Below are 15,391 nucleotides of genomic sequence, written 5' to 3'. Positions count from 1 at the left end.
ATGAGTTTCTCATAGGCACGGCTGCGCATCTTCTCCAAAGACAATGCGTGTTGGAGGTTCACTATCTTCTGGCGCAATATCTCATTGTCTGTCAAATTCGTTTCTTTATGAGCCATACGATACCTCTGGATTACTTCCGAGGGCAAAGATAACGATTTTGAATCAACGGGCCAACGTTTCAGCCATTGGAACATTGAACCACTAGACACATTCCACTTACGCAATATGGACGCTTGAGAAGCACCGCTAGAATAATAATCGATTAACACTTGCAGCTTGAACGAATACGAAAATTCGCGCGGGGTTTTACGTTTTGTCATAATTTCTTACTTTTTTTATAGTCAGAATTGTGACAAGCTAAATCCGTATAAGACACATTGAAGCACGTCAAACCTATCGCCTTGCAGTCATGACACTTTACAACAGAAAAAAATATAAATCAGTCTTGAAGAAAACAAGGCGTATGGCAGAACCATCAAAAAACTTCAACAGACAACTACAAGCATTAATATTAAGCTGAAATATGGGAATTAACAAGAAAAATAGCTATCTTTGCAGCATAATCAAACAAGTGGTATATGAATACAATTGATACTAACACAAGTGAAGAGAAACGCAGCTTAAGTTTCGTAGAACAATTTGTAGAAGAAGATATAGTAGAGGGTAAAAATGGAAAGAGGATTCAAACCCGATTTCCACCGGAACCCAACGGATACTTGCATATTGGGCACGCAAAAGCGATATGTATGGATTTCGGTGTGGCGGAAAACTATAACGGAGTTTGCAATCTTCGCTTCGATGACACCAATCCAACTAAAGAAAACAACGAATACGTAGAAAACATTCTTCAGGATATCAGTTGGTTAGGATTCAAATGGGGCAATATCTATTATGCCAGTGATTATTTTGAGAAACTATGGGACTTCGCTATTTGGATGATAAAAAAAGGACTTGCCTATGTGGATGAACAAGATTCTGAAACCATCGCAAAGCAAAAAGGCACTCCCACACAAGCCGGCGTAGCTTCGCCTTATCGAAACCGTCCAATTGCCGAAAGTCTTGAACTATTCAAAAAAATGAATACGGCTGAAGCCGTGGAGGGCAGCATGGTGCTTAGGGCAAAATTGGACATGGCGAATCCCAACATGCACTTCCGCGACCCCATCATTTACCGTATCATACACACCCCTCACCATCGTACGGGAAACAAATGGCATTGTTACCCAATGTATGATTTCGCACATGGGCAGAGCGATTATTTCGAGGGGGTAACCCATTCGATTTGCACCTTAGAGTTCGTACCTCACCGTCCTCTCTATGACAAATTAATAGATTTTCTCAAGGAATATGACGGCACTGCCGATCATCTTCATGATAATCGCCCAAGGCAGATTGAGTTCAACAGATTGAACCTTACCTACACGGTGATGTCGAAAAGAAAATTGCACACGCTTGTAGATGAAAATTTTGTGAAGGGATGGGACGATCCACGCATGCCAACTTTATGTGGTATGCGACGACGAGGTTATTCACCGGAATCTATCAGAGCATTTATCCGATCAATTGGATATACCAAATTCGATGCGCTCAATGATGTGGCATTGCTTGAGGCAGCTGTTCGAGACGACTTAAACAAAAAAGCCACTCGAGTTAGTGCGGTACTTGACCCCGTGAAACTTGTCATTACTAACTATCCTGAAGGTAAGACAGAAGAAATGAAAGCAGTGAATAATCCGGAGAATGAAGCAGAAGGAGCGCATATCATATCTTTTTCCAAGAATCTATGGATTGAACGTGCCGATTTCATGGAAGACGCACCGAGAAAGTTCTTCCGAATGACTCCCGGTAAGGAGGTTCGCCTAAAGAATGCCTATATTGTTATGTGTACAGGCTGCACAAAAGATGCTGAAGGTAATATTGTTGAAATCCAAGCGGAATATGATCCAAACAGCAAAAGTGGTATGGATGGTGCGAACCGGAAAGTAAAAGGAACTCTGCATTGGGTAAGTGCCGATCACTGCTTGAAAGCTGAAGTCCGCGAATACGACAGATTATTCATGGTTGAAAACCCAGCTGCAGATGAAAGAGATTTTAGAGAACTTCTCAACCCTGACAGCCTGAAAACACACGACAATTGTTATGTTGAAAACTTCCTCATCGAGAAAAAACCGGGTGATTATCTGCAATTCCAAAGAATTGGTTATTTCATGATGGATCCGGATTCTACGGATAATCATTTGGTGTTCAACAAAACTGTTGGTTTGAAAGATACATGGGCAAAAGCTAACAATAAAAAATAAGAAGCCGGGAAATTGGATAGTTATTATAAATCTGAAAAATTCAAAAACATTCTTCGGGAATACGAAGAAGGGGGAGAACAAGCATTCAGTTCCTTCCTCGACTCAGAAGAATTGACCGACATAGCCGAATACTATCATCTTAAAGGCAATGTGGAGAAAGCTACTGAGGCTGCCCTTTACGCCCTTCAGATATATCCGGGGGCAGTCTCTCCACTTGCGTTTCTTTCCAGATTTGCGCTGCTGACGGAAAACAATCCGGAAAAAGCAGAAGAATTGGCAGAGAAAATCATCGACAAGAGTGATCCGGAATATTTCTATTTGAAGGCGGAAATTCTCTTGGCAAGTGGAAAAACCGAAGAAGCCGACCTATATCTTCATGACTGTTTGGAGAGTACAGACGAAGAGGATAAAGAGGATTTCATTATTGATGTCGCCACTTTATTTGCCGATTACGATGAAGACCGGAAGACAGAAGAATGGCTTAACATTTCAAATATGAAAGAAAGCAGTCCTTTCCGAGAAATCCAAGCAAGACTTCTGAATATTCGTGGGAAATACGAAGAAAGCGAAAAAATATTAAATGAGCTTTTAGATGAAAATCCATATTCAGGCATCTACTGGAACAGCTTGGCACAAAATCAATTCTTAAGAAACAACTTCCAAGAATCTGTTACGTCAAGCGAATACTCCATAGCCATCAACCCTGACGATGACGAGGCACTTCTGAACAAGGCCAACAGCCTATATAGTTTGGGAAATTACAAAGACGCGATAGAGTATTATAATAAGTACAAGAAAGCAGGGAATAATAACGACCAACACATTATCAGTGTTACCATCGGACATTTATACCTACTCCTTAACAACATGCAAGAAGCCTACAATTATTTCTCACTGGCTCTAAAAGAATCGAAAGAGACGGCTGTTACCTTGATACATATAGCGATTTCGGCATTTGATAACGGCTACTTGGAGTTTGCATACCAATTACTAAGTAGAAATTTACCCAAGGTAGGAAATAATTGGAACTTCGGTTATGCTCATTTGGCACGCTGCTGCTTCGAGTTAGGGTACCAAGATGAATATGAGCAAAGGTTGAAAACAGCCATCAAAAAAAACCAAAAAGAGTGTAAAGAAATACTGGAAGATCTATATCCTAAGAACACTCTTCCAAAGGATTATCCCAACTTCCGCCCTCGGGAGAATAATAGTGAATAGCAAGAATAATACCCATATGGGGAATTTATTTATAATATAAAAAAGAATTTAAGATATATGAGTTTCATATCCTCCCTTCTATCCCAACTTAATTACGGAACAATATTTCTTCTGATGTTGCTGGAAAGTACCGTAATTCCAGTTCCTTCCGAATTGGTTGTCGCACCGGCAGCCTATCATGCAGCCGGAGGAAATATTAACATTTGGTTGGTCATTCTTTTTTCCACATTGGGAGCCAACTGCGGAGCCTCCATTAATTATTGGGCGGGGTGGTATTTGGGACGACCGCTCATCTATAAGTTCGCAAATAGTAAATGGGGACACTTATGCTTGTTGAATCAAGAAAAAGTCGAGAAGAGTGAAAAGTACTTCTATAATCATGGTGTTGTAGCCACTTTGACAGGAAGACTTATTCCCGGTATTAGACATCTTATCTCTATTCCCGCCGGACTCGCGAAGATGAACTATTGGAAATTCTTACTCTATACAACGATTGGTGCCGGTCTATGGCATACTATCCTTGCATTATTGGGATATTATCTCCACACGTTTGTTCCGGAAGATCAATTAAATAACAAAATAATGGAATACGGAGAATATATTAAATTCACGATTATAGGGATTTTAGTAATTGTGGTCGGCTATTTCTTTATTAAATGGTCGATAAAACGAAATAGTAATAAGACTATCACAGAAGCTAACGAAAAATAATTATTCAGCATCTAACGTTCAATCAAAATCTAAATCATTATGGCAACAAACGGGAAATACATGGAAGAAATTGCTCACGAGCAAATATTGACTGACACAGAGGAACGTGAACTTGCGGCTAAGATAAAATTGGGAGATGCAAAAGCATTGGAGAAACTAACGAAAGCTAACCTCAGATTTGTTGTAAGTCTTGCTCATCAATATCGTAACGAAGGCTTGAGCGAGAACGATCTCATCAGTGAAGGCAATATAGGTATGATGCATGCCGCCCAAAAGTTTGATGGAGAAAAAGGAAGTCGTTTCGTAAATTTTGCAGCTACTTATATCAGACATGCGATGGAGGAAGCTATAAAAGAGCAAACCAGCCTATACAAAGTTCCAAAGACTGAAAAAAGACCTTTTGAACACAAGCGCGCACATGCCATATCCATTGATCAGCCCGTACCCATTGGAAGCAATAATAATTTTACATTGCAAAATGTATTAGAAAACACCAATGCTAGTCATGCCGATGAACACCTTAATCGCAAGATTCTCAAATCTGAAATAGAACAAGGAATGAACGTGCTCGATGCAAGAGAAAGAAAAATAATTAGTCTTATTTATGGTCTGAAAGAAGGTAGTAATTATACAATGGCGGAAATTGGAGAAATGATGGGCTTAAAAAGAGAGCGCGTCAGACAAATAAGAGATAAAGCTATCCGCAAATTGAAGAAAAGATTGAAATAACAAAAGCAATACATTTTAATCTCGTCTCCAAGTTCTATCATAATTCATCTTATTATGATAGTTTTGAACCAATCACGTAAAATACCTTTATGCTGGTTTTGACTGTCAGCACAAAGAATTAGCACTTGCGAACCATCTATAAGTTTTGGTCCAAGACACATTCCCTCATAATTGGCTAAATTTTGGTGGAAAACAGATAACTTGGTTTTCCACTGACACATCAGTGTTTTAGGGATGGGTATAAGGTTTTCATGCAAAGGTTTCGTGCTATCAATAGGAATACCTCGCAACGGATTCACAATATATATCTTATTACAAACAAAAGATCCGATTTTATTTTTTGAAACAAAGAACTCGCGTTCTAAAACAAGTAACCGACCATCATCCATTGCAGCTAAATCAGAAACCCCAAGCGCATAATTTCTTGCCAACACACTTGTAGATGGGGGATCCATTTCATAAAAATATTGGTTGAAACATTGAAAGTTTTTATCAAAAGATTGCAAACGAAGCCTATTGCTTAGACAGTTATTGGTATCTGCTTGTTTTCCGTCAGCAGGCAATGTGCTCTCGGTAGTTGTCCAAAATAAACCGGTCATATGATTATATGTAAGCGATTCTATCCCATAACTTGCTGATGCTTGGGCAAAAAATTCAGGAAGCCGGATACGCCTTCCTGTTAGTTCTCCTTGTATATTATATTCACAAATAGAATTGTCGCCTTCTCGCGCAATGAAAACAGAACTATCCGGATGGTAAAAAGCAATTCCCTCTTCGTCATGATTAGCCTCCGAAGAACTTCTAAAGCCTTTGTAACTTGCATTAATAATTTCTCCTGAAACAGAATCAAGCACAAGCTCTATCAAATGAAAACCGCTGTTTTCGGTCTTGTCGGAAACAAGGGCATAATTATTTCCTCCCAACCACGTTATACCGCTGTAATTGCCTTTAGGCAATGAGTTAAAATATCGTTGAGAATTGATTCGTTTTATCTCCAACTTGTCCTGGGCAAACAAATTAATGAATATCGAACTGACAATAAGTACTGCTAAAACTTTCAAATACTCATGCAATTTACCTCCTTTGCCCATATACAATATTTCTTTCAACCTATTATATTTTGAACGCAAATTTACATAAAAATCGCGATATATAAGCTAGTGGGAATAAAAAACGGGAAATAAATTCTCGAAACTCCCATCTCTTTTGTCGGTAAAAGTTTCAAGACCTGCATAGGCACATCCGCTGAGAAAACGTTCATTACAAGGACTTCGATAACAGAATCGAGACATCCGCCTAAAACTGATGACACGATATACTCGTCCATGGGAAGGCTACTAACTTTGTGATGACATGTGAGACCTCGATTTGCAAATTAACCAACGACGTGAACGCGATGGAATCCGGTGTGCGCCCTGAGTTCGAAGAGGAAAGTTAGATAAATCCAATAATGTCCTAAATATTCATCATTCATCCACCCAAAACTTAGCTCTCACTTTCCAAAAGCTTACCTTTTGCACTGCAAAAGGTCATGAATTGGAGGGCAAAAGCTAAGCTTTTAAATCGCAATTAATACCATCCTGATTATCAACAGATTACAAAGTGTGTCTCAAACACAGTTTTTGTAATATAATTTCATGGTGTCGGTCAGGTCAAACGTTCGCTATCAAGTGTCTGTTCACTAACACCTGAATACGAATTTGAGGTTATGATTAGAAAGAAAACACGTCAAGTCTTATGATTTATGCGATGTTTCGTAAGTTCTTGAAAAAATATTTAAGACACTATTGAGATAAATCCAATAATAATCATCTTTTTTTTTACAAACTATTTGTTATTTAATATTTTTTTTCTATATTTGCACATGGTATTAGTACTGTGCAAATAAGTCAAATTTAAGGATAAACAAGATGTCAATTTCAAAAACAAGGCAAAAATTAGTAGATGTTGCACGCCAATTGTTTGCAAAGAACGGAATAGCAAATACCACAATGAACGATATTGCTAAGGCTTCCGGAAAAGGACGGCGTACGCTCTATACATATTTCAAAAGCAAAGACGATGTATATTTTGCAGTTATTGAGGCTGAACTTGAACGCTTGTCTGATAAACTTGATGAAGTCGCAGCTAAGAAGATTCCACCTCATGACAAGATTATTGAGCTGATTTATACACATTTAAGCATGATAAAAGAAACAGTTATGCGAAATGGCAATTTAAGAGCAGAATTTTTCAGAAACATTTGGATGGTTGAGAAAGTAAGAAAGAATTTTGATGAGGATGAAATAGAACTTTTTCAAAAGGTATATACAGAAGCTAAAGCCGATGGAGACTTTGACATCGACAATGTAAAATTGGTAGCCGATATTACCCATTATTGCATAAAAGGTCTTGAAGTTCCTTTTATTTACGGACGATTGGGACACGGCTTAACAGAAGAGACAAGCCGACCATTGGTTGCAAAAGTTGTGTATGGAGCATTAGGAAACAAGAATTCGAGACAAGGTTCTGACAACACTCCCCTTTAATTCTAAAATGAAAACAAAACAAATACGATAAAATAAAAAATGAAATTATTAAACGGAAAGACAGCACTTATTACAGGTGCAGCAAGAGGTATAGGAAATGCGATTGCACTGAAGTTCGCGAAAGAAGGTGCGAACATCGCATTTACAGACTTGGCAATTGATGAAAACGCAAAAGCCGCAGAAGTGGAAATCACTGCTCTCGGAGTTAAATGCAAAGGATATGCGAGCAATGCCGCAGATTTCACTCAAACAGAAGAGGTTGTAAAATTAATAAAAGAAGATTTCGGTACCATTGATATATTAGTCAATAATGCCGGTATAACAAAAGATAGCTTGATGCTTCGAATGACAGAAGCTCAATGGGATGCGGTTATAGGCGTAAATCTTAAGAGTGCTTTTAACTTCATCCATGCCTGCCTGCCCATCATGTTGCGCCAACGCAAAGGCAGTATCATCAATATGGCAAGTGTGGTAGGTGTTCACGGCAATGCCGGACAAGCCAACTACGCAGCTTCCAAAGCCGGAATGATAGCACTTGCAAAATCGATTGCGCAAGAAATGGGTCCAAAAGGTATTCGCGCGAACGCTATCGCTCCCGGATTCATTGATACGGCTATGACGCAACAGCTTTCTGAGGACATAAGAAAAGAGTGGACAAATAAGATACCCTTGCGAAGGGGCGGAACTACTGAGGACATCGCAAACACCGCGCTTTTCTTAGCTTCCGATCTTTCAGCGTATGTATCCGGACAAGTCATCCAAGTAGATGGTGGAATGAATATGTAATAAATAGCTCCCAAGCCCCATACATATGTGTGGGCTTGGGATTTCCTTACCTGCAATGAAAGTTCTGTATGAAGACAATCATATAATAATTGTCTATAAAGAAAGTGGTGAGATTGTACAGGGAGATAAAACAGGAGACTCCCCACTCTCAGAAAAAGTAAAAGTATGGTTGAAAGAGAAATACTCCAAACCCGGTAATGTTTTTCTTGGTGTCGTCCATCGTTTAGACCGACCTGTTGCCGGATTAGTAGTTTTCGCAAAAACATCAAAAGCCCTATCACGCCTCAATAAGATGTTTCGTGAGGGAGAAATCAAAAAAACATATTGGGCTATCGTACAAAATGCCCCAAAAGAAAAAGAGGGAACTATTACAAATTGGCTGATACGCAATGAGAAGCAGAATAAAAGCTATGCGTATCCACAAGAAATTCCTAATTCCAAAAAAGCCATTTTGCAATATCAGGTTATTAATGCTTCAGACCATTATACATTAATAGAAGTAAATTTACTAACAGGACGTCATCATCAAATCCGATGTCAATTGGCATACATAGGATGTCCTATCAAAGGAGATTTGAAATATGGGGCTAAAAGGTCTAATCCTGATGGCAGTATTTCATTGTTAAGCCATCATATCGAATTCACTCACCCTGTATCTAAAGAAACTATTTCCATCGAATCACCCCTACCTGACGATAATTTATGGAAAGGCATAAGCCACATAAACAATAAAAGATAGCACCATGCGAAGTGCTATCTCCTACTCTATTCAATATAATCTATCAAAATCCTATTCTTATTACTGATAAAGATAACGCTTAATCGACCGTTTGGGCGTCTTTTCAAATTCCTCTTTTAAGATTTCAAATTCCGAAACTTTACAATAATTAGGAATACTTTCATTTAATTGTGCTCGGTTTTCATCCATGATACTGGAAATATCATTATCGTTTAAGCCCAAACTTTTTGCTTCCTCATAATCCGGATATACCAATCCAACTAATTTCTCTGCTCGTTGAACAACAAGACACTCACTAACCAATGGAAGGGAATTAAGTTTATCTTCAACTTCTTCCGGATATATATTCTGCCCATTACTACCCAAAAGCATGTTTTTTGAACGCCCTTTTATAAATACATTACCTTCGCTGTCAATTGTCCCAAGATCCCCGGTATGAAACCATCCGTCTTCATCAATACAATTCTTTGTGTCCTCCTCATTCTTATAATATCCCAAGAGCACATTAGGACCCTTAGTAAGGATTTCACCAGGCGTGTTTTCCGGATCAGAGCTATCAATCTTTACCTGTTGATGTAAGGCGGCTCTTCCACAAGAGCCTTTTACAAATGTTTTCCAATCACTATAACAAATAATCGGAGCACACTCTGTAGTTCCATAGCCTACCGTATATGGGAAGCCTATATCTTTTAAGAAATCTTCTACCTCTCTATTCAAAGCTGCTCCGCCAACAATTATCTCATACAGATTCCCTCCGAACGCCTCATAAACTTGATCGCGAATCTTTTCCTTGACTTTTTTGTTTATCATTGGCATATTCAGCAAAAGTTTCATTCGATTATTTTGGATTTTAGGAAAAACCTTTTTGCGAATAATTTTTTCAATAATCAATGGAACGGCAATCATGATTACCGGCTTCACGTCTGCCAAAGCCTGGGCGATGATTGCAGGAGATGGCATACGCGTAAGGAAGAAAATATGTATGCCTTTAACGAATTCAAATATAAATTCAAAGGACATTCCATACATATGAGCCATGGGCAATATACTGATGACGTTATCGCCCTCTTTTACCAATCCGTCTAATGCATTAATCGCAAAATCAAGATTACTTGATAGAGCGCGATAAGGTATCATAACGCCTTTTGATCGCCCGGTAGTACCACTAGTATAATTTATCAAAGCAAGCTCATCCCCATAATGTTCATGATAGTAATGAACATGCTCTTGTCGGAAATACTTGGGATATTTCTTACCAAATATTTCATTCAAATGCTCACGAGCAAACGTGAGTTTCTCAGTTCTGCTTAAAATAAGTGATAAGTCCGGAAGATAAATAATACCTTCAAGATTCGGCATCTTTGTGGAATCAATCTGGGTTGATACCACATCCCCGACAAAAAGGATTTTCGCATCTGAGTGATTTACAATGTTATGAACCTGATCAGGCGTAAACTCATGAAGAATAGGCACAGCAACGGCACCATAGGTAAGAATAGCCAAAAAAGACGCTGCCCACATGGAAGAATTTCTACCACAGATAGCAATTTTATCACCTTTTTGTACACCACTCGCTTCAAACATGATATGAAGTTTCTCTATCTTACGAGCCACATCACGGTATTGAAGGGTTTTACCTTTATAATCTGTAAGAGCATCAAGATCCCAATTTTTGATAATGCTCTTCTCTATTATCTCATTAAAGCTCGGAAATTGTTCCATTACACGTTATAAATAATCGTTTGCAAAGATAGGTATTTATCTGCACATTTCAAAAAATAATGTGCAATATTTATTTTCTTTTGGCGATAATATATCTTATTTTGGCATATTGTTCTATTTTTTCTTCAAAGAAGAAGTCATCAAGTAAAAAACAAAACATAGTTTGACACTTTATAGTATTTACAAAGGAAAGATAACAAGGAGGAAAATAAATGTACAAGTGCATAAATTGGAATAAGATTTGAATATCACAGTAATCTTTTGAAGCCACTCTAATATAATTGCATCACATCGTCAAAAAAATAGTCTGATATTTTTGAAAAATAAATGCATAAAAATTTGGTACATATAAAAAAAAACTATATCTTTGCAAACGTTATCCTGAATACAATCTTTTTACCTTAAAAGACTAATACCTATTGAGATTGAGTGCCCATCGTTGCGAAACGTTGGGCATTTTTATATCATAAGCTATCATCCATATCTCCAAATAAGAATCAATAGCTTAGTCGAAATTTAGTGGGGAAAGCGTCTCTATATTGTTATCTTGAACCCACTTATATGTTAGATTTGTATTGAGTTACGGGTGATTTGTATTTAAAATACAAAAAAACATGAGAGTGCGATAATTTATTTTTCTATGTTTCCTTCAAGTAGTTACAATATTTAACAATATAAATTTGTAATTTATTTAAATTTCAATTACCTTTGCTGCAAGATTTTTAGTTAATAATTATAATTAAGACATTATGAAAAAATACGAATGCGAAACTTGTGGTTATGTATATGATCCGGAAGTAGGAGATCCTGATGGAGGAATCGCGCCGGGTACAGCTTTTGAAGACATACCTGATGATTGGGTTTGCCCACTTTGTGGAGTTGGAAAAGAAGACTTCATTGTAGTAGAGGAGTAATTCTAATTACGAACAAATAGAACAAGGTGCATTAAAATACTTCTTTGATGCACCTTTATTATTATGTATTATCATTGTAGTGATAAAGAGTAATTTCGGCTCAGTAGAAAGTCAGGAAAGAGCAGCCACTCGTTGGCATGTTCTGTCTGGTCCATTGAGAACTTCCTTGTATTGTTTCTCAAATGTGTGTCCGTCAATATGATAGTAATCCTCAAGCCGTTCGTCAAGACTGATATGAAACTCTGATCCGACCTCACGCCCAGAAACGATAGTAAAAAACTCTAATATTTGAGTGAGCAACACAAGAGTTGCCAAGGTGCGTAACATATTTTTCCATGATGCGAAGGTCGGAATTATTAATATAAATAATAAGTTATTCTCCACTAATCTTCCGCTGTGCCTACTCTCGTTCTTCATTCTCCGTTTCGTTATCAGCGATTTGAGCTATGGAGCGGGTTAAGGGAGAACTAAGTTGACACCATAAGGTTAGTTTTTAGCAGTCGCAGGCTTCTGCCAGAAATAGTCAGGGTCGCTCGTCAGCATTGTATCTTCTGTTGCCTTTGATGTGAATCCCTGTGGCACCAGTCCTATATAAGTCCTTTTTATGTCTCTGAAACGTGGTTCAGGATTAAAGCAATTGAAGTCAGTACATTCCAGCCAATAAAGGTTTTTGGCCATGTAGTAATCCAAATAATACTCTTTGTTGTATGTTTTCTTATTGTTCCAATTGGCATCCTCGTTCAGAACAAGGGGTTGGTTGGCAATCAGTCTGCTTCTCACTTCTTCAATGCTCAACAGATTTCCCTTATCGTCCTCTACATAGGCGTTGAAGGTGGGGTCCATCCAGAGCCATTTGTCAAGTTTTTGAGAATAGACGCAACAAATCACATGGCAATCGCTATCGTTGGCGTCTTGTGGCAGGCAGGTTACATAGCGGGCGGGATAACCCATTGCCAGATACATGCCGCAGAGTGTGATTGCGAGTTGGCGACAGTTCACGCCCTTGCCAGTCGTCTTGTGATAGTTGTAGATGTCTATAGGGTCGCTCTCGCAAAAGCCAAAGTTGCCGCCATCGTGCGGAATGGTATCGTGAACGAACTTCAGTATGTTTTTGAATTTGGAAATCTCGTCACCATTTCCCGCCACCGAGTCAAGGTTAAAGAAATTGCGGGTGTATTCCAAAGGGTAATTCTCTGGAGACTGGTATCTGAAATGGGGTAATGAATCAGTGTTTTCCTTGTTGTAACCCTTGCTGTGCTGCAAGATGAAAAGTTTGTCATACTGATGAATCGATTCCAATATCTTCTTGAATTTCTTGTCGTTTTGTATGTTCTTAAAATCTTCGTCATTCTTTGCGCTACGATAGTTGGTGTATCCGTAGGCAACACTCTGCCGAAAAGCATCAATCGCCTCTTTGCGTTTGTTGGCTAACGAATAGGAACAAGCCTGATTATAATAGAGGATGGCTACACTGTTCTTGATTGCTGCGCCATATTTCTCATTTTCTTCTTTCGACAATTCCATTCCATTCCAAATCTTCAACATTTGGTTGATGGACTGGATTGCTGCCGAATAGTCTTTGTTTTCGTATTGAGCTTTGTAGGCACTATCAAGAGGAGTTAGCTCTGCAATGAGTTTGTTCATTCGTTCCGAGTCTGTTTGCGCATGGGCTGACAATGCAGCGATAATCAAAGCAAAAAATAATAATAGGTCCTTTTTCATTGTTTTATGTATTTTTGTTTATATAAATGTTTCGGGCTGTACCTCCCATTCTCTTCAATTAAAAGCAATTTGTTCATTGCAGAAGCAAAGATAATCAATTCGTTTTCTTGTTCTACTACACTTTTGGGTAATTTTGAGGTGAACAAAAGAAAAACTACACTTTTGTGTAGTGAATGTAAGACATTTGTATAAATTTTTGTACTTTTGGACAGTAATTTAGTGATAGACATGACAAAGAAAGACGACTTTTTCATACCTTCCAACACGATAGGAAGAATAGAGAATGAACAATATGGGCATATTGTTCCGTTAATCCGTACAGTAGAGGCCTTTTCTCGGTTGTCGTATCAAAGTGTCTATCTGATTGATTACTCACAACAAAATTTCCTGTATGTATCAGACAATCCGCTCTTTCTTTGCGGTCTCTCGTCTCAAGAGGTGAGAGAGCTCGGTTATGCCTATTATCTAAAATATGTACCCGAAGAAGAGCAATCAATGCTGGTTCAGATCAACAGTGGGGGCTTTCGATTATTCGATTCTCTTCCCATGGAGGAACGACAAAGCTGCTACGTAACCTATGATTTTCATTTGCTGTATGACAGGAAGAAAATCCTGATAAATCATAAACTCACCCCGATTCTGCTGTCCGACGAGGGAAAAGTGTGGATTGCGATGTGCATCGTCTCGCTCTCAACGCATGATACGGCGGGACACATAGAGTTTCATCAAGATGGAAAGTCTGACTATTGGAGGTACTCATTGGAAGGACATCGGTGGATTAAGCAGGAGGGGGTAGTGCTGAAAGAGGAAGAAAAGGATATGCTCCGGCTTGCATCTTCGGGGTTGACCATAAATGAGATAGCCGAAAGAATGTGTAAATCGGTTGACACCGTTAAGTTCTATCGTAGAAATATGTTTGAGCGGTTGAAGGTAGCAAATATCACCGAAGCGCTGTCATTTGCCACCAACAACAAACTTCTTTAGCTGGATTCTTTGGCTGACATGTGCAAACCTTAGCTTTAACTGCTTCATCAACTCAACGATCGCTGAGTGTTTCTTTTGAGATTGGTGAAACATCTGAAAAATCCTGGTTGTCATTCTTCTGAGCTTATGAGTGAGACCACTGCCGGATTCTGAATGTCCGACACTTTTTGTAAAGCATTCCGAGATATAGCCCGTCAATTTTCTATTGTGTTTTTTCGAATCAGCGGAAGATTAGTGGGGAATAACTTGTTATTTATTATTACTGTCCGCTAAACATCCCACATTTTTTATGAATTAGGGCTGACACTTCTCACGAGGTATCAGCCCTTTTTGTTATCTTTGCTTTTGTTTCCAAACTCAGATAACATGGGCAAAAGTACACATTTCTTCGGACAGCCGGTATATGGTCAGCTGATAAAATCTCTCGACCATGATAAAATAGTTGAAATAAGCCGTCGGAACGGCGGTGAGCGGTATGTGAAGACCTTTGATGGCTTCACCCATCTTCTTACGATGCTGTATGCAGTCATCATGCGCTTCGACTCCCTGCGCGAGATAGAGGCGGCAATGACGGCTGAGGTGCGCAAGCTTCACCACATAGGCATTGACAGGGTTCCTAAGCGCAGTACCCTGTCAGATGCGAACGCCAGACGCTCGGAGAAGTTCTTTGAGGACGTGTACCACGACCTTTACGAGTCCAATAAGGACAGACTTTCTTCGGACAGCCGACGCAATGGTACGGAGGAATGGATAAAGCGTCTGAGAATCATCGATTCCACCACGATAACCCTGTTCTCTAACGTCATCTTCAAGGGTGTGGGACGGCATCCTAAGACGGGAAAGAAGAAGGGAGGCATAAAAGTGCATTCCGTCATTCATGCAAACGAAGGAGTTCACTGTGACGTGAAGTTCACTTCTGCTGCTACCAACGATTCCTTTATGCTCGCCCCCAGCCATTTCAAGCATGATGAAATCATTGCCCTGGATCGTGCATATATCAACTATGAAAAGTTTGAGGAACTGACCGAGAGGAACGTT

15 protein-coding genes (1 of these 15 cut by a window edge) are annotated in these 15,391 nt (G+C 39.0%); 10 read left to right on the top strand and 5 right to left on the bottom strand.

All coding sequences use genetic code 11. The features are described 5' to 3' along the window. Nucleotides 1-320, bottom strand: a 320-nt coding sequence (locus E0E16_RS03400) for a hypothetical protein (protein ID WP_181951318.1), incomplete at its 3' end; no start/stop codon positions are given. 258 nt (nt 321-578) lie between these two features. Between E0E16_RS03400 and E0E16_RS03395 the strand changes: the two genes are divergently transcribed. Genes E0E16_RS03395 through E0E16_RS03380 form a run of 4 tightly spaced genes read left to right on the top strand, consistent with a single transcriptional unit; the run spans nt 579 to nt 4,958 of the window. Further along, nucleotides 579-2,300, top strand: coding sequence for a glutamine--tRNA ligase/YqeY domain fusion protein (locus E0E16_RS03395; protein WP_130828824.1), 1,722 nt, complete (start codon nt 579-581; stop codon nt 2,298-2,300). 12 nt (nt 2,301-2,312) lie between these two features. Beyond that, on the top strand, nt 2,313-3,518 hold the full coding sequence (locus tag E0E16_RS03390) for a tetratricopeptide repeat protein (protein WP_130828823.1): 1,206 nt from the start codon (nt 2,313-2,315) through the stop codon (nt 3,516-3,518). Nucleotides 3,519-3,575: 57 nt separating this feature from the next. Continuing rightward, nucleotides 3,576-4,229, top strand: a complete 654-nt coding sequence (locus E0E16_RS03385) for a DedA family protein (RefSeq protein WP_130828822.1) — start codon at nt 3,576-3,578, stop codon at nt 4,227-4,229. Nucleotides 4,230-4,268: 39 nt separating this feature from the next. Continuing rightward, entirely contained in the window at nt 4,269-4,958 is a 690-nt protein-coding gene (locus tag E0E16_RS03380; RefSeq protein WP_130828821.1) for a sigma-70 family RNA polymerase sigma factor, read from the top strand. Between the two features lie 44 nt (nt 4,959-5,002). Here the strand turns inward: E0E16_RS03380 and E0E16_RS03375 are convergent, their stop codons facing one another. Then, nucleotides 5,003-6,049 carry an esterase-like activity of phytase family protein gene (locus E0E16_RS03375; RefSeq protein WP_181951317.1) on the bottom strand — a complete coding sequence of 349 codons (1,047 nt, stop codon included), beginning with the start codon at nt 6,047-6,049 and terminating at the stop codon, nt 5,003-5,005. An 819-nt stretch (nt 6,050-6,868) separates the two neighbouring features. Between E0E16_RS03375 and E0E16_RS03370 the strand changes: the two genes are divergently transcribed. Genes E0E16_RS03370 through E0E16_RS03360 form a run of 3 tightly spaced genes read left to right on the top strand, consistent with a single transcriptional unit; the run spans nt 6,869 to nt 9,011 of the window. After that, nucleotides 6,869-7,486: a TetR/AcrR family transcriptional regulator gene (locus E0E16_RS03370; RefSeq protein WP_130828820.1), complete on the top strand. Its 618-nt coding sequence runs from the start codon at nt 6,869-6,871 to the stop codon at nt 7,484-7,486. A 39-nt stretch (nt 7,487-7,525) separates the two neighbouring features. Next, nucleotides 7,526-8,272: a 3-oxoacyl-[acyl-carrier-protein] reductase gene (gene fabG / locus E0E16_RS03365; protein ID WP_130828819.1), complete on the top strand. Its 747-nt coding sequence runs from the start codon at nt 7,526-7,528 to the stop codon at nt 8,270-8,272. Nucleotides 8,273-8,327: 55 nt separating this feature from the next. Then, nucleotides 8,328-9,011: an RluA family pseudouridine synthase gene (locus tag E0E16_RS03360; RefSeq protein ID WP_130828818.1), complete on the top strand. Its 684-nt coding sequence runs from the start codon at nt 8,328-8,330 to the stop codon at nt 9,009-9,011. A 60-nt stretch (nt 9,012-9,071) separates the two neighbouring features. On the opposite strand, the gene E0E16_RS03355 is transcribed toward E0E16_RS03360, so the two are convergent. Further along, on the bottom strand, nt 9,072-10,733 hold the full coding sequence (locus E0E16_RS03355) for an AMP-binding protein (protein ID WP_130828817.1): 1,662 nt from the start codon (nt 10,731-10,733) through the stop codon (nt 9,072-9,074). Nucleotides 10,734-11,482: 749 nt separating this feature from the next. Between E0E16_RS03355 and rd the strand changes: the two genes are divergently transcribed. Continuing rightward, nucleotides 11,483-11,647, top strand: coding sequence for a rubredoxin (gene rd / locus E0E16_RS03350; protein WP_130828816.1), 165 nt, complete (start codon nt 11,483-11,485; stop codon nt 11,645-11,647). Nucleotides 11,648-11,758: 111 nt separating this feature from the next. On the opposite strand, the gene E0E16_RS13470 is transcribed toward rd, so the two are convergent. Both E0E16_RS13470 and E0E16_RS03345 read right to left on the bottom strand, forming a co-directional pair. Beyond that, entirely contained in the window at nt 11,759-12,064 is a 306-nt protein-coding gene (locus E0E16_RS13470; RefSeq protein WP_162304001.1) for a hypothetical protein, read from the bottom strand. 69 nt (nt 12,065-12,133) lie between these two features. Continuing rightward, nucleotides 12,134-13,369, bottom strand: a complete 1,236-nt coding sequence (locus E0E16_RS03345) for a transglutaminase-like domain-containing protein (protein ID WP_130828815.1) — start codon at nt 13,367-13,369, stop codon at nt 12,134-12,136. Nucleotides 13,370-13,597: 228 nt separating this feature from the next. Here E0E16_RS03345 and E0E16_RS03340 point away from each other — a divergent pair, with 228 nt between their 5' ends. Together E0E16_RS03340 and E0E16_RS03335 are read left to right on the top strand one after the other, a co-directional pair. Continuing rightward, entirely contained in the window at nt 13,598-14,353 is a 756-nt protein-coding gene (locus tag E0E16_RS03340; RefSeq protein ID WP_130828814.1) for a response regulator transcription factor, read from the top strand. 366 nt (nt 14,354-14,719) lie between these two features. Next, nucleotides 14,720-15,391 carry the 5' portion of a transposase gene (locus E0E16_RS03335; protein WP_130828813.1) on the top strand. It continues 396 nt past the right edge of the window, so 672 of the gene's 1,068 nt are visible here — the first part of the coding sequence; it begins with the start codon at nt 14,720-14,722; its stop codon lies off the right edge, out of view.

It is taken from the genome of Prevotella rectalis (assembly GCF_900607215.1).
Classification (GTDB): domain Bacteria; phylum Bacteroidota; class Bacteroidia; order Bacteroidales; family Bacteroidaceae; genus Prevotella; species Prevotella brunnea.
Note: the sequence above shows the minus strand (reverse complement) of the source record. Positions and strands in the feature narration are given on the sequence as shown.